Annotated in this window: 23 protein-coding genes; 17 read left to right on the top strand and 6 right to left on the bottom strand. The window is 37.8% G+C overall.

Translation table 11 applies throughout. From position 1 onward, the window contains the following. The first annotated feature begins 80 nt into the window (after positions 1-80). The 5 genes from B3E92_RS11795 (at position 81) to B3E92_RS11775 (ending at position 5,164) form a co-directional block, all read left to right on the top strand. Complete coding sequence (locus B3E92_RS11795; protein WP_286896836.1) at positions 81-1,178, top strand: mandelate racemase/muconate lactonizing enzyme family protein; 1,098 nt, start codon at positions 81-83, stop codon at positions 1,176-1,178. A 254-nt stretch (positions 1,179-1,432) separates the two neighbouring features. Continuing rightward, a complete protein-coding gene (locus B3E92_RS11790) occupies positions 1,433-1,804 on the top strand; it encodes a BlaI/MecI/CopY family transcriptional regulator (protein WP_145327829.1) in 372 nt (123 codons plus the stop codon). Next, on the top strand, positions 1,797-3,269 hold the full coding sequence (locus B3E92_RS11785; protein WP_088160256.1) for a M56/M15 family metallopeptidase: 1,473 nt from the start codon (positions 1,797-1,799) through the stop codon (positions 3,267-3,269). Before B3E92_RS11790 ends, B3E92_RS11785 begins: the two co-directional genes overlap by 8 nt. Before the next feature lie 173 nt (positions 3,270-3,442). Beyond that, entirely contained in the window at positions 3,443-4,423 is a 981-nt protein-coding gene (locus tag B3E92_RS11780; protein ID WP_046674101.1) for a deoxyhypusine synthase family protein, read from the top strand. 78 nt (positions 4,424-4,501) lie between these two features. Then, positions 4,502-5,164 carry a hypothetical protein gene (locus B3E92_RS11775; protein WP_232475679.1) on the top strand — a complete coding sequence of 221 codons (663 nt, stop codon included), beginning with the start codon at positions 4,502-4,504 and terminating at the stop codon, positions 5,162-5,164. Positions 5,165-5,204: 40 nt separating this feature from the next. Here the strand turns inward: B3E92_RS11775 and B3E92_RS11770 are convergent, their stop codons facing one another. Further along, a complete protein-coding gene (locus B3E92_RS11770) occupies positions 5,205-6,185 on the bottom strand; it encodes an energy transducer TonB (protein ID WP_088160257.1) in 981 nt (326 codons plus the stop codon). An 89-nt stretch (positions 6,186-6,274) separates the two neighbouring features. Next, positions 6,275-6,886 carry a hypothetical protein gene (locus tag B3E92_RS11765; RefSeq protein ID WP_198386031.1) on the bottom strand — a complete coding sequence of 204 codons (612 nt, stop codon included), beginning with the start codon at positions 6,884-6,886 and terminating at the stop codon, positions 6,275-6,277. 201 nt (positions 6,887-7,087) lie between these two features. Between B3E92_RS11765 and B3E92_RS11760 the strand changes: the two genes are divergently transcribed. Next, the gene (locus B3E92_RS11760; RefSeq protein ID WP_088160258.1) at positions 7,088-7,663 is read left to right on the top strand and encodes a non-canonical purine NTP diphosphatase; all 576 of its coding nucleotides are present in this window, start codon (positions 7,088-7,090) and stop codon (positions 7,661-7,663) included. 162 nt (positions 7,664-7,825) lie between these two features. Here the strand turns inward: B3E92_RS11760 and B3E92_RS11755 are convergent, their stop codons facing one another. Then, complete coding sequence (locus tag B3E92_RS11755) at positions 7,826-10,354, bottom strand: OstA-like protein (RefSeq protein ID WP_232475680.1); 2,529 nt, start codon at positions 10,352-10,354, stop codon at positions 7,826-7,828. A gap of 99 nt (positions 10,355-10,453) precedes the next feature. On the opposite strand from B3E92_RS11755, the gene tilS reads away from it, so the two are divergent. From tilS to B3E92_RS11720, 7 genes are all read left to right on the top strand, one after another. Continuing rightward, positions 10,454-11,785: a tRNA lysidine(34) synthetase TilS gene (gene tilS, locus B3E92_RS11750; protein WP_088160259.1), complete on the top strand. Its 1,332-nt coding sequence runs from the start codon at positions 10,454-10,456 to the stop codon at positions 11,783-11,785. Between the two features lie 144 nt (positions 11,786-11,929). Further along, positions 11,930-12,424: a hypothetical protein gene (locus tag B3E92_RS11745; protein WP_088160260.1), complete on the top strand. Its 495-nt coding sequence runs from the start codon at positions 11,930-11,932 to the stop codon at positions 12,422-12,424. 89 nt (positions 12,425-12,513) lie between these two features. Continuing rightward, positions 12,514-12,834 (top strand): DUF4834 family protein, encoded by a 321-nt coding sequence (locus B3E92_RS11740; protein WP_088160261.1) that lies wholly within the window; start codon positions 12,514-12,516, stop codon positions 12,832-12,834. 33 nt (positions 12,835-12,867) lie between these two features. After that, entirely contained in the window at positions 12,868-13,971 is a 1,104-nt protein-coding gene (gene recF, locus B3E92_RS11735; RefSeq protein WP_088160262.1) for a DNA replication/repair protein RecF, read from the top strand. After that, entirely contained in the window at positions 13,964-14,290 is a 327-nt protein-coding gene (locus tag B3E92_RS11730) for a DUF721 domain-containing protein (protein WP_070560660.1), read from the top strand. Before recF ends, B3E92_RS11730 begins: the two co-directional genes overlap by 8 nt. An 11-nt stretch (positions 14,291-14,301) precedes the next feature. Then, on the top strand, positions 14,302-14,865 hold the full coding sequence (locus B3E92_RS11725; RefSeq protein ID WP_286896831.1) for a Crp/Fnr family transcriptional regulator: 564 nt from the start codon (positions 14,302-14,304) through the stop codon (positions 14,863-14,865). Positions 14,866-15,120: 255 nt separating this feature from the next. Beyond that, positions 15,121-15,555 (top strand): SRPBCC domain-containing protein, encoded by a 435-nt coding sequence (locus tag B3E92_RS11720; RefSeq protein ID WP_145327827.1) that lies wholly within the window; start codon positions 15,121-15,123, stop codon positions 15,553-15,555. Between the two features lie 365 nt (positions 15,556-15,920). Here B3E92_RS11720 and B3E92_RS11715 read toward each other — a convergent pair whose 3' ends face one another. The 3 genes from B3E92_RS11715 to sucC all read right to left on the bottom strand — a co-directional run bounded on the left by B3E92_RS11715 (position 15,921) and on the right by sucC (position 19,649). Then, entirely contained in the window at positions 15,921-16,541 is a 621-nt protein-coding gene (locus tag B3E92_RS11715) for an L-threonylcarbamoyladenylate synthase (RefSeq protein ID WP_120333498.1), read from the bottom strand. A gap of 149 nt (positions 16,542-16,690) precedes the next feature. After that, a complete protein-coding gene (gene asnS / locus B3E92_RS11710; RefSeq protein ID WP_088160265.1) occupies positions 16,691-18,136 on the bottom strand; it encodes an asparagine--tRNA ligase in 1,446 nt (481 codons plus the stop codon). 319 nt (positions 18,137-18,455) lie between these two features. Beyond that, positions 18,456-19,649, bottom strand: a complete 1,194-nt coding sequence (gene sucC / locus B3E92_RS11705) for an ADP-forming succinate--CoA ligase subunit beta (RefSeq protein WP_046674091.1) — start codon at positions 19,647-19,649, stop codon at positions 18,456-18,458. Positions 19,650-19,821: 172 nt separating this feature from the next. Between sucC and B3E92_RS11700 the strand changes: the two genes are divergently transcribed. From B3E92_RS11700 to B3E92_RS11685, 4 genes are all read left to right on the top strand, one after another. Beyond that, positions 19,822-20,472 carry an ABC transporter ATP-binding protein gene (locus B3E92_RS11700; RefSeq protein ID WP_208734186.1) on the top strand — a complete coding sequence of 217 codons (651 nt, stop codon included), beginning with the start codon at positions 19,822-19,824 and terminating at the stop codon, positions 20,470-20,472. Positions 20,473-20,501: 29 nt separating this feature from the next. Then, positions 20,502-20,981 carry a hypothetical protein gene (locus B3E92_RS11695; RefSeq protein WP_286896829.1) on the top strand — a complete coding sequence of 160 codons (480 nt, stop codon included), beginning with the start codon at positions 20,502-20,504 and terminating at the stop codon, positions 20,979-20,981. 77 nt (positions 20,982-21,058) lie between these two features. After that, on the top strand, positions 21,059-21,589 hold the full coding sequence (locus B3E92_RS11690) for an HAD family hydrolase (RefSeq protein ID WP_286896827.1): 531 nt from the start codon (positions 21,059-21,061) through the stop codon (positions 21,587-21,589). A gap of 127 nt (positions 21,590-21,716) precedes the next feature. Then, positions 21,717-22,721 (top strand): LacI family DNA-binding transcriptional regulator, encoded by a 1,005-nt coding sequence (locus B3E92_RS11685; RefSeq protein ID WP_286896824.1) that lies wholly within the window; start codon positions 21,717-21,719, stop codon positions 22,719-22,721. The last annotated feature ends 42 nt before the right edge of the window (positions 22,722-22,763 follow it).

The following is a 22,763-nucleotide window of genomic DNA, read 5'->3' as shown; positions in this document are numbered from 1 at the left end:
TGCGAGAATATATATAAATTAGGCAAAGTATTGCATATCCTTTTATGCTGTATCGACATGGCTTAACTAAAGAGAATGAGATGAAAATAACTGAAATTGAAATTTATCGACTAAGCATTCCTATGGAACCTTTTGTCATTGCGACAGGGACAATGGACTATGCGCAAAATACTTTTATACGTATATATACCGATGCCAATATATATGGTGTGGGCGAATGTTCTGCCTTTCCGATGATCGTTGGAGAAACACAAGATACTTGCTTAGTTCTGGCTAGAGATTTTGCAAAGATCTGGAAGGGGCGCGATCCTTTGGCCATAGAAGAGCGTTTGGCTGAATTGGATTTGTATATTGCCGGTAACAAAACGATCAAATCGGCTTTTGATATGGCCTTGTATGACTTGGCCGCCAAACATGCTGGTCTACCGCTTTATCAGTTTCTAAAGGGAACGAAACGAGAAATTACGACAGATATCACTTTAGGAATTGCGTCTCCGGAAGAGATGGCGCTGAAGGCAAAGCGTTTACAGGACGAAGGTGCGGTCATGTTTAAAGTTAAACTGGGGAAGGAGCCAAAAACGGATATTGCGCGTATTCGTGAAATACGTAAGGCTGTTGGATTCGAAATGCCTATTCGCGTGGATGCAAATCAAGGCTGGTCTTATGCGGGGGCAATAGAAGCTTTGCAGGGGCTAGAACCTTTTAAGATACAATTTTGTGAGCAACCAATGCGTACCTGGGATGACGAATATTTACCGCAATTGCGCACAGAAACTATTGTTCCCGTGATGGCGGATGAATCTGTTTATTCTCACCATGACGCAGAGCGTCTCTGTAAAGCTGATGCTTGCGATTATATCAATATTAAATTTTCCAAATCAGGAGGTATTCAAGAGGCCTTAAAAATTAATCATATTGCTGCGGAATACGGCATTACTTGTATGATCGGAGGAATGCTGGAATCTCGCTTGGCTTTGGCTGCTAAGGTAAATTTCGCGTATGCTGCCCCAAATGTCAAGTTTTTTGATCTGGACACATGTATGGTTGGCCATCTGGAGGATCCTGTTATCGGTGGTATTCAATATGACGGATACAAAATACATATCTCAGACCAAATTGGAATCGGGGCAGATATAGACCAAACTTTTTTAGATCAATGCGAGAAATGGATCATTTAAATTGGAAAAAAAATTATGAATAGTATGAACTGGGGAATAGGGACACAAGAGATTATTGTCCTGATTATTATCATTATCTTTTTGGTAGCGGCCTATTTGTTTTTCTCTAAGTTATTGAAAAAGTAGGTTTTAATTTCTTTTTTTTGATTGAATATCTTCTGTAAACTTATTTTTAAGTTTTGTAACTTATTTTTCAGTTGTAAAACTGAAAAATAAGTTATAGCTTTATGTTAGCATAAACAACGTATCAAATTATGGAAGAATTAACAAAAAAAGAAGAGGAAGTCATGCAGGTGATCTGGAAGCTCAAAGAGGTCTTTGTCAAAGATATTATTGAGTATCTGGATCCAAGTGGTTCCATACCCTATAATACAATCTCCTCGATTGTAAGAATATTGGAAAAGAAAGAGTATGTAGGTTATAGAGCCTTCGGAAAGACTTATCAATATTATCCTTTGATTTCGAAGATGCAATACCGAAAGTTATCATTCTCAAGAGTGCTCGATCATTATTTTGATGATTCGGTTGAAAACTTACTGTCTTTTATGGTAAAAGAAAAGAAGCTTTCGGCGAAGGATATTCAGAAAATAGAACAACTCATCAAAAAACACGAAGATCATGAATAGCTTACTTTATTATTTATTTGAAGTTAACTGCAGTCTGGTAATCGGGGCAGTTCTTTATTTTCTGGTATTCAGACAGCTTTCATTTTTTCAATGGAACCGTTATTTTATCCTGGGTTTATGTTTGTTGAGTCTGCTTCTGCCATTTGGAACTGTACGTTTGGGCGAACTATTTCTTTCGCCGACAAGTCCAGTGCTCGCTTTTGAACAATCGAACACAGTTGCTCATTCGATAGGAGCTTCGGGTGATCTCGTATCTGAAACAGAAATGGTCGATTCTTTCTGGCATTCCTTTTCGATTGGATATGGCATTGCTTATGGTTATCTGCTTGTATCTTTTGTTTTGTTATGCCGATTTGCGTTACGCTATATCCGCTTAGGCCGTCGTATTGGACAGCTGAGTCAGTATAAATTTGAAGGATTTACGATGGTTGCTCCCTTTGGACATTATGCAAATTGTTCAGTTCAGCATGTAATTGTTATGGAAGAAGATCAGCTTGATACACCAGATGGAAAATTGATTTTTGAACATGAGAGCCAGCATATTGTTTTTAAACATCGCCGGGATAAATTGTTTATAGAAATTTTTCGTTGCCTTTTTTGGCTAAATCCATTTGTTTATTGGATGCGTAGACAGTTGTATTTGGTGCATGAATATCAGGTTGACGAGGTATTGGCCAATCGATATGGTAACACCCGCTATGCCCGTTTTCTACTGACTTTAACACAACAGCCCTGTCCTGCTGGATTGCAGAGCAGTTTATTTAACAATAGGCATGAGCTGGTTGAACGGGTTCAGGCCATGATGGCAAAACCTTCCTCTAAAAAGAAAAGATGGCAATACGTGCTGACCGTTCCTTTATTAGGCCTTTTACTGCTATTTTACTCTTTTATTAATCCACCAATGCATTCCTGGTCTATCTTTTATTTTGGAAAAGAAAGAACTACGAAGACAATTGTCCTGGATCCGGGGCACGGCGGGAAGGATTCTGGTGCAACGGCATATTCTGGATTGATGGAAAAATCATTGACCTGGGAAACCTGTTTACTTTTGAAACAAGAATTGGAAAATAAAGGCTATAAAGTGATATTATCGCGTGGAGGTGATGAATTTAAATTGTTGAAGGAGCGTTCCAATTTTGAAGGGGATTTATTGCTTTCCATTCATTTTGATCGTGTAGAAACAAGAGAAGAGCTTCCTATTCGTATTCTGTACCAATCGGGGGTCACCAACGATATATTGGAACAGCATAATCAGAGGTTTGCATTTAGCCTAGATCAGAATCTAATCCAAAATGGATTATCGGTGAATAGGCCTCAGATCAGTACAAAACATGTTGTTTTACGTAGTGCTAAAATACCGGCACTTCTTCTTGAGCTGGATAACATCAATGCCATTGATAAAAATGTGAAACCTGATTTTGTTCAGAAATTAGCCAATGCAATAGATCAAAGCTTCGAATACTAAGCTTCGATCGAAGGAGAAGCGTCACGTTTATAATCGCAGCCTAGGAATACCATTTTTTTTACATTTGTTAAAAAAATGTGGTCTATACGCGTTTTGAATCTCTATTGGGACGAAAATAGATTATATTCAGTACCTTTGCGATACTTATTATTTTATAAAAGTTAGAAAATATCATGAGTACTCAAAAAGGACCTATTTCTCAATTTATTGAGCATAATTACCGTCACTTTAACGCAGCTGCATTAGTAGATGCTGCAAAAGGTTACGAGGAACATCTATTGGATGGTGGAAAAATGTTGATCTCTTTGGGAGGTGCAATGTCTACCGCTGAATTGGGTGTTTCTTTGGCAGAAATGATCCGTCAAGATAAAGTACACTTTATTTCTTGTACTGGTGCTAATTTGGAAGAGGATGTGATGAACCTTGTGGCACACTCACACTACAAAAGAATCCCGAATTATAGAGATTTGACAGCTGAGCAAGAAAGAGAGCTATTGGATAATCACTATAATCGTGTTACAGATACTTGTATTCCGGAAGAGGAAGCTTTCCGTCGTTTGCAGAAACATCTTGAAGATGTTTGGCATGCTGCTGAGGCTAAAGGTGAGCGTTACTTACCACATGAGTTTCTTTATCAGGTTGTTAACTCTGGTGTGTTGGAGCAATATTATGAAATCGACCCAAAAGATTCTTGGATTGTTGCTGCTGCGGAGAAAAATTTACCAATTGTATGTCCAGGATGGGAAGATTCAACGACAGGTAATATCTTCGCTTCCAATGTGATCAAAGGTAAATTGAAAGCGAGTACTGTTAAATCTGGTATTGAGTACATGATTTACTTGACAGAGTGGTACCGTAACAACTCAGCAGGTAAAGGTGTTGGATTTTTCCAAATCGCAGGTGGTATTTCTGGTGACTTCCCAATCTGTGTAGTTCCGATGATGTATCAAGATCTTGAATGGGAAGAAGTACCTTTCTGGGCTTATTTCTGTCAAATTTCAGATTCAACAACTTCGTACGGTTCTTACTCTGGTGCTGTTCCAAACGAGAAAATCACTTGGGGGAAATTAGATATTGATACACCTAAATTTATCGTAGAATCTGATGCGACGATCGTTGCGCCATTAATCTTCTCGTATATCTTAGGTCATTAATCTTTTTGACATACAGAAAGGAGCGATTCTTCGCTCCTTTTTCTTCTTTATCTTTACTGTCTAATATTTCTTTTTCCGATGAGCAATCTTACAACAGATAACCCCGTTGCACTTCAGACCTTAATGGATGAAACAATCTTTGGTAATGGTTTTGATTTTCAAGCCGATCTGTCTACACATCCTTTACAGGAGGAGAATAGTGCTCATGCGCAAGCAGCTGTTGTACAAGCATCATCGGAAATGAAGGATACCTCGTATGTGGCGGTGGGCTTAGGTGCAGAGAAAGCCGCTGTAGCTATTGAGTCCGGCAGGGACGGCGATACTGTTAATCATCTGGAGGTATTGGGTGGTGAATTTATATATCAAGGAAATAAGGATCAGGGAATACTCTTTATTTTGCGTTACGAGCAATACCCCTATTTTTCTCCAGCCGCATTGGGCGCTTTTGAAAAAACAATTGGTGCTTTGAAATTGACGAAAGAGACCGTTGCGGTACTCAATTTGGCAAATCCCCATAACCCGAATGATTTTAAGCGTATTATGCAGTTTTTCCAACCGACTAAGATTATATTGTTGGGTGTGGAACCCGCGTCTTTGAAACTTCCATTTATTGAACATAATTCCTACATGAAAGGCCGTATTGCGACGGTTTTTAATACGTTCAGTTTTGAAGAGATGTTTGTTGATGTGAATAAAAAGAAGCTGTTCTGGAATGAATTTAAAACTTTTATCGTATCATAATTTGTAAATGGGATTAACTTCCAACTTTTGCGACGGTTCTTCAATCTTTCTGCAGGTTAAGCCGAATAGGTAACATGTAAGCAACACGAACGGATTCGCCTTTATATACCCTTGGGATCCATTTCTTCGATTTTTTGATGACAGCTATTCCTGCATCTCCAGTGCCAAATCCGAGGTCCTGAAAGATCCTAAAATCAGATAAACTACCATCCTTTTCAATAAAAAAGCCAATAAGTATTGTGCCACTTGCACCAGCTTTTAAAGCTTTTGATGGACAATTATAATTATTTGAGATAAATTGCATTAACTTCCCTATTCCTTCAGAATAGGTCGGGTCAATATTATAATTCGTAGAATCGTAACGTGATATAGTTCCATCGTTTTTGGTCATTTCGCCATATAACAGATTATCATCTTTATAGTATTCTTTGAATGTATGTGGGATAATATCAGTACTCTTTCCTTGCCATTCACCTTCACGCTTGTTATTAACTAAAGGGCCTTCTTCAAAATCATTTTTAAATCCGGTTTTAAAATGTATAATCCCATTCCCATTTTCAATTTTTCTTATTCCCAAAGAATCAAAATAGGCTAGATATTGTGTGGTACTATTATATTGCCAAGTTATGTTATTGGTTCCATTATTAAGTGTTATTAAGTGGATTTTTCCAGATGGATAATAATAGTAAGCCGTATCGATCAAATATCCTTTAGCATTAAATGTTTCTTTGCTTTTAGGCATGCCATCTGGGTAGTAGGTCTCTTTATGCCCGATATAATTATAGGGTACCTTACCGGACAACGATATTCCGCTTGTTTTGACTTTATCATTACTCACAAATTTTTCCAAAACAATATATTGCTGTTTACCATCTTTAAATTCGGGAGTAACTTTTCTTGAATAATAGGCTTTGTTCATATCTGTTGTATGATTTCCGGTTTCGTCCAAATAATATTGGGCGTTGGCCTTGCTAATTCCAAACAGCAATAAACATAATAATTGTAATAAGACTCTTTTCATAAATAAGATATTTAATCTCCAGAAGTTATTTTAAAACTAAGCAAATCAAACGGGGGCAAGCCGTAGCTCACGCCCGCATGTAACATGTACTATTTAATCTTCTTTGCGATTAATTTTCCTAGCGATTTACCTGTCTTGGCATAACCTTCTGCCATTCTATCGTTGTTGTTTGCGACACCACCATAAGCACTTCCAGGAGCTTTTTCACTATCTATTTCCAGCAATACATGCGATGGATTTTCTGTTTCAACAAATTTAAGAACTGTACTCACTTTGGCAGCCTGTGCCATTACGCCAGCATACCATCCTGGGTAAATCCATATGGATTGCACAATAAGTGTATATTTCGCATTTGGATTTTTGCTGCTTTCGATATTCACATTTCTGTTCAGTAAAGAGATGAATTTATTCTGAAAATCATTTGCTTTTGATTGTTCCCAATCGGATTTCCAGATTTCTCCTTCCATTTTTCCTTTGCTGTCGGAAATCTCCTTTACCCTTCTTTTGACATATTCTTCCTCTGAGATTTTCTCATTGTAAAACGTTAATGGGGTATAATCAAATTGAACATTTAGCTCTTTCTGATCTTGTAAAAAATTAAAATTTCCGGATAGAACTTTTAAGCTTTGTGCGATAGAAACCGCAGGGATAGCCATCAATACAAGTAGCATTAATTTAATTGCAACATTTAAACTTTTCATTTTTGTTAGTGGGTTAATAATGCGTAAATATAAATTAAAAATTCTTTTCTTACCAAATGTGTATTACGAAGTAATTTGAAGCTGGATCTGAATACGTGTTGTAATTCTTTATTAAGGATTGGGGTTTTTCGGGAGGGAGGTATAAATAGCATAGTTTCGTAAGTATTTCTTACTTTTGGATTTTACTTTATTTTCAAGAAGATGCTAGAACTAGTGTTTGCAACCAATAATGCCCATAAACTAGAAGAGGTCCAAGCGATCGTTGGGGATGCTTTTGTCATTAAAAGTTTAAACGATATTGACTGTCAGGATGATATTCCAGAAACAGGTATAACATTTGAGGAAAATGCACAGCAGAAAACAGACTATTTGGTTAATAAATATGGCCTTTATTGCTTTGGTGATGATTCGGGATTGGAGATAGACGCATTAAATGGTGAACCGGGAGTTTATTCAGCACGTTATTCCGGATCGAGGGATATGGAAAAGAATATTGATCTTGTCCTGAAAAATTTAGGCGATAACCCCAATCGTACAGCGAGATTCAAAACAGTTATTTCATTATATTTGAATGAGCAGCAGCACTTTTTTGAAGGAAGTATCGAGGGGAAAATTACTGAAGAACGCAAGGGTATTGATGGTTTTGGTTATGATCCCATTTTTATTCCGAATGGCTATGATAAAACTTTTGCGGAGATGACTGCCCTGGAAAAAAACAGCATAAGCCATCGCGCGATTGCTGTCGGTAAACTTGCTGAATACCTAAAAACAAAATAGGTTATATTAAGGAACTCATTTGAGTTGTAAAATAGAAATTTCCATTTATCTGAGGTAGGGAATGAGCACATCTGATAGGATCAGCAGATAACTTAAATACAAAAAAGCAGCGCAAAACAATTTGTTTTGCGCTGCTTTTTTGTGCGACTCAGTATTGGCCGGTTATTTAGCTTTTACTTTTGTCTGTGTACTATCTTGTGCAGGTATTATCGCCGATTTACTAGTTGTTGAGTCGGACTTTGCAGCTACTTTGTCAGTTGCGGTCTTAACACTTGTTTTTGTAACGTTAGCTTTATCCGTTATTTCAGATGGCTTAGCTGTTTTGGTGACAGCGCTTGATTTATTGTTTGTAGCGTCCACCTCTTTTTCTTTCTCGAGCGTTTCGTTAGCACCAGCTTTCTTGGCGGCACCCTTTTGAGGGGTAGTTGTTTTATCGCCTTTTTTAATAGACTTCATTGTTCCAGATTCTTCACCTTCTGGTGCCGCCGGAACCGTAAATGACGCTTTTGAAAGATCCCTTTTTCGATTTAATAAATCATCTTTTGATTTAGGTCGATCTTCGGGGCGCCAGGTGAAATTCGGAAGAAACTCCTTGTCGGCCGTGACTTCAGCAATAGGATATACTTTGCCATCGACTTTCCGAATAGATACATATTCCTTCAGCTTATTATCTTCCATCAAGATCTTGAAACGACTGCTTCGATCATGGACAAGCTCAGTGGTTATATTGGTCTTTTCATCAATATTGTAGAATATATTTTCAGCGTTGCCATCAACAAACAGACGTTCCATACGGTTATTGGTAAAAAAGCTGGTAATCTTCCGACCTTTAATCTGATTGAATTTCAATGAGTCACTTGTTGCGTTAACCATGAAAGCGTTACCGACGAGTAGCGAATTGTCCAATTTTTGATTCTTTACCTGTAAGAATATGGTATCTCCGGATATTTGTGAGTTTTCGGCCCACATCATTGGTTTTCCCATCAGTCTGAACATGGAATCTTGCATACCATAATACATAGAATCTGCTACGGCTTGCAAGTCCGATTTAAATAATCGGGCATTATAGTATGCCTTTATAATCCGTGTTTTGGCCGTATCCTGGGCGAGAGAATCCCGTTTACCCTGTTGGGCATTTTTTAAAGCTGCTCCCATCAGTTTATCGGATTCACCGCCTTTCGGGATGATCGCTTTTTTACGCAATACACTATCAGCCTTGAGATTTTTTTCAATTTCTATCTTGTTTTGGTCACCGACAATAGCTGGTGTTTTCTTTGCTGCAATCGGTTTCTTATTTGTAAGTGTATCTTGTACTTTTTTAATGCTCTTTTCAAGAACCGGTTTGCCGCTGTCTTTTTTAGGCAAACTGTCGATTCCCTTGTGAAGGTCATCTTTTATGTTTTCTAATGTACCTGTGGAATCAACTGTTGTTGAGCTGGAATCCTGGTCACCATAATCGACCTCATTATCATCCTCAATAGCCCCACCTTCACGATTCAATTTAAAATCTTTTGCAATATAATCCCGGCGAAATATCATCTGTGAGAAGAGCGTGTCGGCTGTCATAAAAACAGAATCTACCTGTGAATCAGCCTTAAGTGGTTTATTATTGCCGCTTTTGATATTTTTACCTGGATGTTCCTTTTCTTCTAGAGCAACTTGCGATGTAGTTTTATTTGATCTGAGGTCATCTTTGTGTTGTTCTTTTTCAATCTTCTTCAATTCTTTCGCTTCATTTTTTAGCTCTTTCTCCGATTTTTGTTGGACAGGAGACAAAGAAGATACAGAATCTTTTTGTGTTGAATCTTTTTTGACAACCGAAATGATCAGGGGTTTGTCTGTCATCGTAATGGATTCGTTTCTCCCGTTGTACAAACCAAATCCACCATAGGCGTAAAATTTGTCTAAGGTATCAACAAAGACCACATTTTTTACGGCTTTACCGATTCCCACTTGTCTATCGTAGAATAGGCTGTCTCCCTTAAGAAACTTTGTCCCTTCTGTGTAGAGGTTGTTTTTAGAGAAATAAGCCTGGCCCGTTGCCATATGGTATCGGCCTTTTTCAGTATACAGGTTTTCCCCTTTATTTCCCTTGATATTGGTAGGCCCATAGAAATCAGTAATGCGAGTATTACCATTATATTTCATGGAGTCCGTGTAGACTTTTACATTGGTTGATCGGACCACAACTTTTTGATTGAAATAAGATTCCCCTGTATTTTCGAAATAAGTAGCTCGCTGGCTTGTAATTGTATCGCTTCCTGATAGAATACGCCCACCACTGTAATAATTACCGATTTTACTTCGCATATTATAGACAAGGTGATCGGTTGTCAGTATAGAGCCACTGGTGCTGACCATTCGTACAGCGCCCGTAAGTGTAGCGAGCTGCATGGCCGCTTCATAGTGTAATTTATTGGAAAATATCTGCGTGCCGTCGGGTTGAGTAATGATTACATTTCCAAAGGCTTCAAAAAATTGTCTACCAATGTTGTCTTTGTGTAAATAGCCACTATCTGATGATAGCGTTGAGCCTACATGTTCATAGACTGGGCGGTAAAAGAGGATATTGCCGTCTTTTCCAGTAATAATATGGGATGATGAAAGAAGCTTTAGTTCATCCTGTTTCTGTGCTTGGACCGACAAGCCAGTTAAAATAAATACAATAAGTGTATAAATGTATTGTTTCACAAGGGCAAAAATATGGATTTTAATTGCTACTTCACTGGATTTCACAAATTTTAAGACTTGAATTTATCATTCGGACAAAATATACCGTAACTTTGTTATATGAATGTGCTGGAAAGACTAATGGGCTATATTGAAAAGGAGCATTTGTTGATGCCTCATGATAAAATATTGCTTACGGTGAGTGGGGGGAAGGACTCGATGTTAATGGCACATTTATTTGCAAAAGCAGGGTATACAATTGCTATTGCACATTGCAATTTTCAATTAAGGGGGGCGGAATCTGAAGGGGATGAAGCTCTAGTCAGAAAATTTGCAGCGGAAAATAATGTGCCAATATACGTGAAGCACTTTGATACACAAGCTTACGCAAAGGACCATCAGATTTCGATTCAAATGGCGGCACGGGAACTTCGTTATGCTTGGTTTGAGAAATTGCGACATGAGCTGCAGTTCGACCGAATTGCAGTAGCTCAGCATCTGAACGATCATATCGAAACGGTACTCCTGAACCTTTCACGTGGAACCGGTCTCCAAGGCCTCCAGGGTATTTTCCCTATCAGAGAGCGCATCATCCGACCACTACTTTTTCTGAAGGCTAGCGAAATTGAACATTTCGTGAATATGTATGGGATTGCTTATCGAGACGATCAATCCAACTTTTCAACAAAATATGCACGTAATAAAATAAGGATTGATATCATCCCACATTTTAAAAAACTTCAGCCAGATTTTGAGATGGTCTTCGAGCAGAATATCAATCATTTTAAGGAATCTTACCAGCTGTTGCAGCAATTTGTGGAGCCCATTCGGAGAAAGCTGTTTTACCCTATTGACGAAGGATGGGGAGTTCGGAAGGAAGATCTGGAACCCTATATAGATAATCTGCCTTTGCTCTATGAGTTGTTTTCGGCTTTTAATTTCTCAAAGCCGGTACTAAGTGATCTTCAACAAGCTTGGTCAAGAGAGTCTGGACGTATTTTTCAATCCGATGCCTACCATATGCTCCTGGATAGAAATGAACTTTTTATTCGTGAAAAGGAATTTATTTCACCAGATGAGGCTTTAATCACTTCCGAAACTTCAACTGTGGAGTGGAAACACTATTGTTTTCATGCCAATGTTTCTGCGGATCTAGCTATTGTCAAAGCGAGTGAGGTTGCAAAGCTGGATTATGATGTATTAGTTTTCCCGCTCACGATTCGATCATGGAAAGTTGGCGATAGCTTCTATCCTTTAGGTATGGAAGGGCGCAAGAAGTTGAGTGATTTTTTTATCAATAAGAAGATCAGCTTATTTGAAAAGGAAAATATCCCGATCGTGGTGAATGGAAATGGAGATATCCTTTGGGTAGCCAATTATCGCATGGACAATCGTTATAAAATTACCGCCAATACAAAAAAAGTCCTTACTTTAGTTTGCAGAACTGATTAGCAAGAAAAATTGTTGCTGCTAAAAATGATGGAAGGATCCTGAATGATACAAAATCTATAGCAGCAAAAATGATACTAATGAGGAGTTCAAATAGTAAGAGACAATGGTGCGAAGTCTCCAAATTAATAGCTAAATCTTAAGTAAATGAAAGAAGGTGTACTCTATTCGGAAAATCAATATTTAGGTCGTGACCGTGTTTGGATCAGCGTGCGTTTAGTGCTCGTACTTTTTTGTTTTACGGCATTTTATTTGAATTTAGACCATTTGATATCGAGCCAATTGTTCTTTATTGTAGGAGTAGGGATTATCATCACATCTATTGTCATGATGTATATGGTATTATTTCGTACGGAAGTATTTCAAGACCATATACTTATTAGTGGACTATGGTCTACTCGAGTCGTCAAAATCGATCTTGCCTCCATTACAAAAATAGAAAAGGCGCCTTATAATACATTCTTTTTCAATAATCCTGTTTATAATCTGCACACTAAAGGAAAGATTAAATTCTTCGCTGGAGGCAAAAATGCTGTTTTTTTAACAGATAAAGATGGTCTTACCTACGTGTTGGGTACACAGCGCCAGGAAGAGCTCTATCGAATTATTATGGAAACAAAAGCGCGATTAGGAAAGTCTTAAAATTTGTTAATAAATTCTTATCTGACATTTTAAAGACAACAGTTTATCGAGTTATTGGTTAAATTTGATAAAATAGCAACGAATTAACTATGGCATTTTTAAAATTTATACTTATTACATTCGCTGTTTACTTTGTAGTAAGATTCTTATTTAGATTATTTTTACCATTTGCAATGCGTAAAGCAGCTGAAAAGTTGATGAAAAAAGCGCAGCAGCAGGGTGGAGCATACGGTAGCCAAGGATCAGGTGGTACCTTTTATTATGAATTTAATGGTCAAGGGCAACAGGAAAGTAAAAGGTCTCAGCCCGAAGGTAAGGTACATGTCGATTACATTCCACCGAAAGAAAGCCCTGAACGCAAAGGGACTGAAACTGCTGGTGAGTTTGTGGATTTTGAGGAAATAAAATAATTTTTAGCAATCCAAATAGCGTATCTTTGTGCTATGTGGCTGAAGCAACTTTCTGTTCTAAATTTCAAGAATTACTCGGAATCATCTTTGGAATTTCTCCCCGAGGTAAATGCGTTTACAGGGAATAATGGTGTTGGTAAAACCAATCTTTTGGATGCGATTCACTATTTATCACTCTGTAAAAGTTATTTCAATCCAATTGATTCGCAGCATATCAAATCAGGAAATGATTGGTTTATGGTACAGGGTGAATTTGATAAAGAATCCATTAGTGATTTCATTTCTTGTAGCCTAAAAAAAAATCAGAAAAAACAATTTAAAAAAAATAAGAAGGATTACCCGCGACTGGCTGATCATATCGGCTTATTTCCTTTGGTCATGGTATCCCCAAACGATAGCATCATCGTTACAGATGGGAGTGAAGAGCGTAGAAAGTTTGTGGATAATGTGATTTCCCAAACAGATAATAAATATTTAGATACCCTGATTATTTATAATAAGTTTTTAGCCCAACGTAACAGTCTCCTTAAACAAGCACGTCAAACCAGTGTATTGGATCTTGGCCTAATCGAAATTCTCAATTTTCAACTTGAAGAAGTTGGAAATATTATTTTTCAAAAAAGAAGGTCTTTTATGGAGGAGTTTCAGCCGGAGTTTGACCGACACTATCAGTTCCTCACCGAGGATGCAGAGTCTGTTCAATTACAATATGAATCGCCTTTAATGACAGATTCTTTTCTAAATATTTTGGAGAAGAATTTGGAACGTGACCGTATGCTGGAACGCACAACGCAAGGAATACATAAAGATGATCTGATCTTTACCATTCACGGTGGAATGCCTTTAAAGAAGTTTGGTTCTCAGGGCCAACAAAAATCTTTTCTAATTGCCCTGAAGCTTGCACAATATTCTTATCTCCAGCAGAAAAAGGGTTTTAAGCCCCTACTTCTTTTGGATGACATCTTTGATAAACTTGATGATCGCCGTACACATAAATTGATGCAAATGGTTTCAGAAGATGATTTTGGACAGATTTTCCTGACAGATACGGATTCCGTGAGAATTCAGCGAATCTTTGACGAAATCAGCCGACCTGTTCGTATATTTGATATTGAAGGAGGACAAGTCAATGTATAAGAAGCAAACTAAAAAAAGCCTGGAATTCATTCGATCAAGCGACGATATGACAATTAAGGAGGGGGTTGAGCGTCTTCTTGAGGCTTATAAACTACGAAGAAAATTTGATGAAACTTCGATCGCATCTGTTTGGCCTCAATTGATTGGTAAAGCTATCGCTAATCGCACACAGCAGCTATATGTTCGTGATAAAAAACTGTTCGTACGTGTGGAGTCTGCTGTGATTAAGAATGAATTGGCGCTTATGCGAAGACAAATTCTAGGAAGGGTAAATGAATATGTAGGTCACGTCATTATTGAAGAAGTCGTGATTTTATAAAACCTCCTTTCATGTTAGATCAACTCTTTCAAGATTTTTTTCCTATTTCTGAGGCTAGTGCCTTAAAACTTTTCTCAAACTTCGAGCGTATTGAATTAAAACGAGGTGAATATCTGATCAAGGCGGGCGATTACTCTTCCAATCTGTTTGTGATAGAATCCGGATTAATCCGTCAATATGCTTGGTCAAAAAAAGGAGAGTTTACGCAATGGATAGGTACAAGGAATCATTTTGTGACAGATCTTGCTTCTTTCATGTTTGACAGGGCTTCCATATGGAATTTCCAATGCATTAGCGATTGTACGGTATACCGTTTGTCAAAGTCCGATTACCAGCGAATGGAATCCGAAATTGTGGAATGGAATAAATTTGAGAAGGCTTTTTTGGCAAAATGCTTTTGTACCATGGAGCAGCGAATCTCGGATTTTATTTGTCTAACAGCGGAAGAAAGGTATGTCCAATACTTTGAACAACATAAATTATTATTCCAACAAGTTCCCCTTCAATATATCGCCTCCGTGTTGGGTATGAGCCCAGAAACCTTGAGTCGTATTCGAACAAAAATAAGTTCTTGATAAAAGTCAAGAGCGAGCTGCCTGTCTTTTTCTAGTTTTGTCTTGTAGCTGTTAACGAACAACTTGCTTAATCGAACACGTAACCAAAATTTTATGTATTTATACGGTTCATAATAAGCTTGGAATAGTTTGTTTGTAGCTGTAATAATTGAAATTAAGATGAAACTAGAATAGCATCACATACGTTTTATCGTTATTTGAAGACAGCTGAAGAAGCTTGAGCTATTTTGTCGTTTCAGCGATAAAAAGTACAAAATGAAAAAGATTGAAACGAGTATTCTCATTGATGCAACAGCAGAAGAGGTTTGGCAGGTATTAAGTGAATTTAAGGCTTATTCCCAATGGAGCCCAACAATCAAACAGTTTGAAAAGCAACCGGTAGTCGGAAAACGCTGCAAAGTCCTTTTAGAACAACCAAACGGATTCAAGATCAAAATGAATCCAAAATTCCTGTCTATTGAACAGAATAGCGAGCTGCGCTGGAAAGGAGATTTATTCTTTCCAGGTATTTTTGATGGCGAGCATTATTTTAGGTTAGAGCAAGTGGGCGCTACGCAAGTTAGATTTGTCCAAGGTGAATTGTTTTCTGGATTGTTGGTTCCTTTTCTGGGAAAACTACTGATAGAAACAAAGCGCGGATTTGAACTTTTCAATATAGCGATAAAAAGACGGGTAGCGTATCGTTCTTAACTTTCCACAGGGATCTGTTAGTATAGTTTATTTATAAACACGATATTTAACAAATTTGTCGATGAATGTTATCTTATGCACATTTTTATGTGTATAACCCCTTAGTTTTACACATTTTGTTGTTTTTTTGAATCCTTTTGGTTTGCGTTATTAACAATTAAGTGTTGATAAAGGAGTACTTATGCACATTTTATGTTAATGTATATAGGTCGGCAGGCTACTTATTAACATTTCTTGTGTTAATAAGTAGCCTGTTTTGTTGATAAGTATGTTGATGGGGGTAGTTTATACACAAATTACCAACAATGCTGTTGTTGGGAATTTTGCAAATAGTTAATAAGGGGAGTATCTATTGAAAGTTGATTTTATAGGAATTGCTCCAAATCACCTTTTCCTTCACGAATAACATCAAAAGTTCCTTCTGTAAGATCGACCACGGTAGATGCGACATTATCGCCATAACCGCCATCAATAACAGCATCAACTAGATCTTCGTATTTTTCATGAATTAATTCGGGATCAGTAGAATATTCAATAATTTCATCTTCATCGTGAATGGAGGTTGTCACAATAGGGTTGCCTAATTGTTTGACAATTTCACGAACAATATTATTGTCTGGCACACGTATACCCACAGTCTTCTTTTTGGAACTTAGTAGCTTAGGGACTTTAGTTGTTGCGTTAAAAATAAAGGTAAAAGGTCCAGGCAAGGCTTTTTTTAATACACGGAATACGGAGGTATCGAAGGATTTTGTGTATTGCGAAATATCTGTTAAATCATAGCATATAAATGATAGATTGGCCTTTTCTGGTTTTAGACCTCTAATTTCACATACTCGTTCTATGGCTTTTTGTTGCGTGATATCACAGCCGATACCATATACGGTATCAGTAGGGTAGATGATTACACCTCCACGCCGTAGAATATCAACCGCCTGTTCTATTGCCTTAGGGTTAGGATTGTCGTTATATATCTTAATAAGCATTTTCTATTTTTGTTAAGTACCTGAATTAGGTTTAATCTTAGCCGCTGTTGTAGGATGTCAATAGGGCAATGGTTATTATCTGCATTCAGATACGCTATATCTAAAAGAACAACAGCCAAAATATTTTGTTTTGGCTGTTGTTCTTTATATTAAAATTCTGCGTTTTTCGGCGTACGTGGGAATGGAATGACGTCGCGAATATTGGTCATTCCTGTCGTGAATAAAACGAGGCGTTCAAAACCTACGCCAAATCCTGAATGCGGTACCGATCCAAAACGGCGTGTATCCAAGAACCACTCCATTTCTTCTGCAGGAATACCAACTTCAGCCATGCGATCGAGTAAGCGATCAAGATTTTCTTCACGCTGCGAACCACCGACCATTTCACCAATACCTGGGAAAAGAATATCCATGGCACGTACGGTGTTTCTTCCTTGCGCATCCGGCTCATTTTGCTTCATATAGAAGGACTTGATTTCGCGCGGATAGTCTGTTAAGATAACAGGTTTCTTGAAGTGTTTTTCAACCAAGTAGCGTTCGTGTTCCGATTGTAAATCAGCACCCCAATCATCAATTAAATATTTGAATTGTTTCTTTTGGTTTGGTTTGCTACGCTTTAATATTTCAACGGCATCGGTATAGGTAACGCGTTCAAAATCGTTTGTTAATACGAAGTTTAATTTCTCAACAAGATTTAATTCTGAACGTTCTGCAGCAGGCTTAGATTTCTCTTCTTCCAACAAACGATTGGTTAAGAACTCAATTTCTTCTGGACAGGTTTCCAAAGCATATTTAATCACATATTTCAGCAAAGCTTCGGCCAAGTCCATATTGTCCTCTAATTCATAGAAAGCCATTTCAGGTTCGATCATCCAAAATTCGGCTAAGTGACGTGTTGTATTTGAGTTTTCCGCTCTAAATGTCGGACCGAACGTATAGATGTTTCCAAATGCCATGGCACCAAGCTCACCTTCCAATTGGCCCGATACAGTAAGGTTCGTCGGTTTTCCAAAGAAGTCTTCTTTGAAATCGATATCTCCATTTTCTTTGCGTGGCGGGTTTTTTAAATCCAGGGTTGTAACCTGAAACATTTCTCCAGCACCTTCCGCATCCGAACCTGTGATGATTGGTGTATGCATGTAGACAAAGTCGTTTTCCTGAAAAAACTTGTGTACCGCAAATGCTAAAGCATTACGCACTTTGAATACCGCATTGAATGTTCCGGTACGGAAACGCAAATGTGCAATTTCACGTAAAAATTCTAAGCTATGCTTTTTGGGTTGTAATGGATATTTTTCGGGGTCAGAGTCGCCAATAATACTAACTTCAGTAGCTTTAACCTCAACTTTTTGCCCTTTACCCAGTGATTCTATCAATTGACCTTTTACGCGAACTGCGGCTCCAGTGGTGATACGTTTTAAGATATCTTCAGGTGTATTTTCAAAATCGACAACTGCTTGAATATTATTGATTGACGAACCGTCATTGATTGCTATAAACTGATTGTTGCGGAAAGTTCTTACCCAACCTTTAACAACGACCTCTTTGCCAAATTCTGTGGCATTCAATAGTTCCTTTATTCTTGTGTGTTCCATCTTAATTTTTGGAGATTGACTTGTAAAAGATGCTTTGTTAAAAAAGCAATACAAAAATAAGCTATTCTGTTGGTTTATTGGTTATAAATGTTGATTTAATTCACTTAAAGATGGTTCGTTAACCTGCACAAGGAAAATATATGTTGAAATAAAGACAGGTGAAAACTCCAAGATTGGGAAATGGCACACAGCTCGTTTTGCTACGGAATATAGGTTTGCTAAGAGAACTTTTTGTCTGTGTGGCGAACGATAGGAAGAGTAGAAACAAAAAACGCGGACTATAACTAGTCCGCGTTTTTTGTTATGATGATTAAAGGAATTAACCTTTCAATACTTTCGTTACCAATTCAGCAGCTTCTTTCAATAAGATTGCAGAATAAACTTGTAAACCGGACTCATCAATTAATTTTTTCGCTTCTTCAGCATTCGTACCTTGAAGGCGAACGATGATTGGAACAGGGATGTTACCGATTTCGCTGTAAGCATCAATTACACCTTGAGCAACACGGTCACAACGAACAATACCACCGAAGATATTAATTAAGATCGCTTTTACGTTAGGGTCTTTTAAAATGATATTGAAACCAGCTTTTACAGTTTCAGCATTTGCAGTACCACCTACGTCCAAGAAATTTGCAGGTTCACCACCAGCTAATTTGATGATATCCATTGTAGCCATTGCTAAACCAGCACCATTTACCATACAACCTACGTTACCATCTAATTTAACGTAGTTTAGGTTTGATTCACCAGCTTCAACTTCCGTTGGATCTTCCTCAGTTACGTCACGCATAGCAGCGTAATCTGGGTGACGGTACAAAGCGTTCTCATCAAGATTTACTTTCGCATCAACTGCTAAGATCTTGTCGTCTGAAGTTTTTAATACCGGATTGATCTCAAACATAGAAGAGTCTGTAGAATCGTATGCTTTGTAAAGAGCGGCAACAAATTTCACCATTTCTTTGTGTGCAGCACCAGAAAGACCAAGATTAAAAGCAATTTTACGTGCTTGGAATCCTTGTAAGCCTACTTTTGGATCGATTTCTTCTTTGAAAATCAAGTGTGGTGTTTTTTCTGCAACTTCTTCGATGTCCATACCACCTTCTGTAGAGTACATAACGATGTTACGTCCCTTAGCACGGTCTAATAATACAGACATGTAGAATTCTTTTGTTTCGCTCTCGCCAGGATAATAAACGTCTTGAGCTACCAAAACTTTGTTTACTTTTTTACCTTCAGGTCCAGTTTGAGGCGTTACCAATTGCATGCCAATGATGTCAGTTGCTCTTTGTTTGACTTCATCTAAGTTCTTAGCTAACTTGACACCACCACCTTTACCACGGCCACCAGCGTGAATTTGAGCTTTAACAACAACCCAATCAGAATTGTAGTCTTCTTTCATTTTTTTGGCCGCTTCCACAGCTTGCTCTGGAGTATCTGCTACGATACCTTCCTGTACGCGCACACCAAAGCTCTTTAGTATTTGCTTTCCTTGATATTCGTGAATGTTCATTTGCAAAAATATTTGGCGTAAAAATATAATTTTTTGGGGGATAAGACAAGGGATAAGTTGCTCTTTTATCTATTTTTTGACATTTAGACAAAATAAAATGGCTGGAATAGAGAAATAACAGCTTATTTATTCAAACTCGTGGTATCGTAAATTTATTTATCTTTGTCCTATGATGTTACATGCCAAAGGAATTCACAAAGCTTATGGGTCATTACCAATTTTGAAAGGTGTTGATATCGCTGTTGAAAAAGGGGAAATCGTCAGTATTGTTGGTGCTTCAGGAGCTGGTAAAAGTACACTGTTGCACATCATTGGTACCTTGGATAAGCCTGATCAGGGAGCGGTTTTCATCAATGGTGTTGATGTTCAAAAATTGAATGCTAAAAAGCTCAGTGCTTTCCGAAATGAACATATTGGTTTTGTTTTTCAATTTCACCATTTGCTGCCTGAATTTACAGCCTTGGAAAACGTGTGTATTCCAGCTTTTATTCAAGGAAAGGGGAGGTCCGAGGCGGAAGCTAAAGCAAGAGAATTGCTTGAACTATTAGGGGTTTCTCATCGTATTGATCACAAGCCTGCTGAAATGTCTGGCGGAGAACAACAACGTGTTTCTGTGGCTCGTGCTCTGATCAATGATCCTTCCATTATTTTGGCAGATGAACCTTCGGGTAATCTCGATTCGGAGAATGCTGCCGCTTTACATCAATTGTTTTTTGATCTTAGACATAAATTTCAGCAGACATTTATTATCGTTACCCATAATGAGGAACTTGCCCGAATTTCGGATCGAACGATTCATATGCGCGATGGGTTAGTCGTGTAACAGTAATCCGGATTATAACTATATTTTTAATGAAGAAAATACTCATAACTTTCGGAACCAGACCTTTGGCGATGCGTATCGCGAAAAGACTTGGTGCTGATTTCGAAATAGTATATGCAAGTTCAGAAGATATTCCCGAATTGCTTTTAGCATCGGGGAAATATGCCAGAATTCCGAAAGGCCTTCTTCCAACTTTTGCACACGAGGTACTCAAATTAAGCTTAGACCAACAGGTTGATTATGTGCTGCCTTTAGGTGGTTTTGAACTGGAACCCTTGGCTGCAGCCAAAGTTTTATTTGAGGAATATCAGATTTCAGTTCTTGTCCCCGATAAGGATCTGCTTGAAGCTATTCCTGTTATGGAAAATCCACCAGCTGATTTGCCTTATAGACTTCTGTCAAAGGGCAACGATTTATTGGACTCAGCGACTTTCGAAAGATCACTGGATGGATTGTTTGTTGCTTCGGATTCCGGGGAGGATTTAGCATTAATCTGTGTATCCAAATAGAATCTTATTTTTGTGGTTAGTGTTATTCAGGTTTTAACCCTGTCGACACAGCCCTTAATTTTAAGCTTTTACATATCATGATGTTCCCAGAAGAAAAAAAGGTATATGTTTTTGAATTAGATGACGTTGTTTTTCCTAAAAAGGATTACTTACTTCAAGTATATTATCTTTTTGCTAATTTTATAGAATTTACAGAGACTGTTCCGGCTCAAGCAGATTTGGTTCAATTTATGAAAAATCACCTCGAGCATCAAGGTGAGAATTTATTGTTCGAACATGCGCAGCAAACTTTTGGATTTGATCAAAAATATAAGGAGAATTTTGAGCGGCTTCATGTCAATGCAATTTTGCCGCTACGGTTACATTTGTTTGATCATATTCATACGCTGTTTAGGCAGTTAAAAGCCGCAGATAAACATGTTTGTATTTTGACGAAAGGAAATCCGCTAGAACAACTCAATAAAGTCAAATTTGTGGATTGGGGTGAATATGGGGATGATATAAAAGTTTACTTTAAGGATGAACTTGTTTTTAGGGGAATTGATCCATTGGAGTTCCTCGCCGATGAGTTTACGGTAGACACGACCGCAATTCAATTTGTAGACTAACTTTACAGTCAGTATCTTTGTTGAATCTACCAACAATAATTGTTATTAAAGTCGTTTTCGATATTGTTGAGAAAAAATTATGATTAGGGATATAAAAGCCCTATTTTTATATAAAGCCCTTGGATTTATGAATAAAGTGAACAAGCCTGCCACGATTAAAGAAATTGCCAAGAAGCTGAAAATCAGTCCTTCGACGGTTTCTAGAGCATTGAATGATCATCCTAGTATTGGATTGGTAACAACAATGCGCGTAAAAAAAATGGCCGAAGAATTGAATTATGAACCCAATCAAACGGCTATATTCTTCAAGCAGCGTAAAACTTTTACGATTGCTGTTATCTTACCGAGTTTGTCTGAACCATTTTTTTCTTTTGCGATCAGTGAAATTGAAAATGTTGCGTCAGAACACCGATATACTGTTTTGATGGGACAATCATTGGACGATCCTGATCGAGAAGAACAGATCTTGAAAACATTTAAAAACCATCGTGTCGATGGGATTTTGATGTCTATAGGGAAGAAGACGACCAATTTGGAGTTTATTGAAAAATTGGAAGCGTCTGGTATCCCGATTGTCTTCTTTGACTGTGTGCCTAGCTTACCCAATATCAATAAAGTACAAAGCGATCTTTCTACGGGTATGAACGAAGCTGTGGATGCTTTTGTCGCGCGTGGACATAAAGTTATTGCGCTTGTAAATGGGCCAAAAACCTTGCCAGCTAGTGAAGATCGAAAAGTAGCTTATCTATCCGCCATGAAAAGGAATGGGATGGATATTTTAGAAAAGAATATCATCGAAACAGACCTGAGTACGGAAGGAAATGAAAAGGCTATGGATAGTATATTTGCGATGTCTGAGCGACCTTCTGCAATTATATCTTTTAATGACTTTGTTACACTTGATTTGATGAAAGCGGCCAGACAAAAGGGGCTTGTCTTAAATCAAGATATTTTCTTTATTAGTTATGCCAACTATCCCTTATGGCAATACATGGAAAATCCACCAATGGGACGCATAGAGCAATTTCCGGGAATGCAAGCGCGTAAAGCGGCTGAAATTTTATTTGAACGCATTGACAACACCGAAATTGTCGATCAACAGATCGTCTTTAAGTCGCGATTGGTTATGTAATCGCTATTAACCATTCGATCATAAAACTAAAAAGGGGAAAAT

Origin of the sequence: Sphingobacterium sp. UBA6317 (assembly GCF_002440385.1) — a bacterium.
GTDB lineage: Bacteria > Bacteroidota > Bacteroidia > Sphingobacteriales > Sphingobacteriaceae > Sphingobacterium > Sphingobacterium multivorum.
Note: the sequence above shows the minus strand (reverse complement) of the source record. Positions and strands in the feature narration are given on the sequence as shown.

Bases quoted from the DNA above. Each gene is read 5' to 3' on its own strand.
- B3E92_RS11790 (WP_145327829.1), top strand. From the start codon at position 1,433: ATGGAAGAATTAACAAAAAAAGAAGAGGAAGTCATGCAGGTGATCTGG.
- recF (WP_088160262.1), top strand. From the start codon at position 12,868: ATGTGGCTGAAGCAACTTTCTGTTCTAAATTTCAAGAATTACTCGGAA.
- asnS (WP_088160265.1), bottom strand. From the start codon at position 18,136: ATGGAACACACAAGAATAAAGGAACTATTGAATGCCACAGAATTTGGC.
- B3E92_RS11770 (WP_088160257.1), bottom strand. From the start codon at position 6,185: ATGAAAAGAGTCTTATTACAATTATTATGTTTATTGCTGTTTGGAATT.
- B3E92_RS11700 (WP_208734186.1), top strand. From the start codon at position 19,822: ATGTTACATGCCAAAGGAATTCACAAAGCTTATGGGTCATTACCAATT.
- B3E92_RS11685 (WP_286896824.1), top strand. From the start codon at position 21,717: ATGAATAAAGTGAACAAGCCTGCCACGATTAAAGAAATTGCCAAGAAG.
- B3E92_RS11780 (WP_046674101.1), top strand. From the start codon at position 3,443: ATGAGTACTCAAAAAGGACCTATTTCTCAATTTATTGAGCATAATTAC.
- B3E92_RS11730 (WP_070560660.1), top strand. From the start codon at position 13,964: ATGTATAAGAAGCAAACTAAAAAAAGCCTGGAATTCATTCGATCAAGC.
- B3E92_RS11745 (WP_088160260.1), top strand. From the start codon at position 11,930: ATGAAAGAAGGTGTACTCTATTCGGAAAATCAATATTTAGGTCGTGAC.
- B3E92_RS11725 (WP_286896831.1), top strand. From the start codon at position 14,302: ATGTTAGATCAACTCTTTCAAGATTTTTTTCCTATTTCTGAGGCTAGT.
- tilS (WP_088160259.1), top strand. From the start codon at position 10,454: ATGAATGTGCTGGAAAGACTAATGGGCTATATTGAAAAGGAGCATTTG.
- sucC (WP_046674091.1), bottom strand. From the start codon at position 19,649: ATGAACATTCACGAATATCAAGGAAAGCAAATACTAAAGAGCTTTGGT.
- B3E92_RS11715 (WP_120333498.1), bottom strand. From the start codon at position 16,541: ATGCTTATTAAGATATATAACGACAATCCTAACCCTAAGGCAATAGAA.
- B3E92_RS11695 (WP_286896829.1), top strand. From the start codon at position 20,502: ATGAAGAAAATACTCATAACTTTCGGAACCAGACCTTTGGCGATGCGT.
- B3E92_RS11720 (WP_145327827.1), top strand. From the start codon at position 15,121: ATGAAAAAGATTGAAACGAGTATTCTCATTGATGCAACAGCAGAAGAG.
- B3E92_RS11690 (WP_286896827.1), top strand. From the start codon at position 21,059: ATGATGTTCCCAGAAGAAAAAAAGGTATATGTTTTTGAATTAGATGAC.
- B3E92_RS11765 (WP_198386031.1), bottom strand. From the start codon at position 6,886: ATGAAAAGTTTAAATGTTGCAATTAAATTAATGCTACTTGTATTGATG.
- B3E92_RS11760 (WP_088160258.1), top strand. From the start codon at position 7,088: ATGCTAGAACTAGTGTTTGCAACCAATAATGCCCATAAACTAGAAGAG.
- B3E92_RS11775 (WP_232475679.1), top strand. From the start codon at position 4,502: ATGAGCAATCTTACAACAGATAACCCCGTTGCACTTCAGACCTTAATG.
- B3E92_RS11740 (WP_088160261.1), top strand. From the start codon at position 12,514: ATGGCATTTTTAAAATTTATACTTATTACATTCGCTGTTTACTTTGTA.
- B3E92_RS11785 (WP_088160256.1), top strand. From the start codon at position 1,797: ATGAATAGCTTACTTTATTATTTATTTGAAGTTAACTGCAGTCTGGTA.
- B3E92_RS11795 (WP_286896836.1), top strand. From the start codon at position 81: ATGAAAATAACTGAAATTGAAATTTATCGACTAAGCATTCCTATGGAA.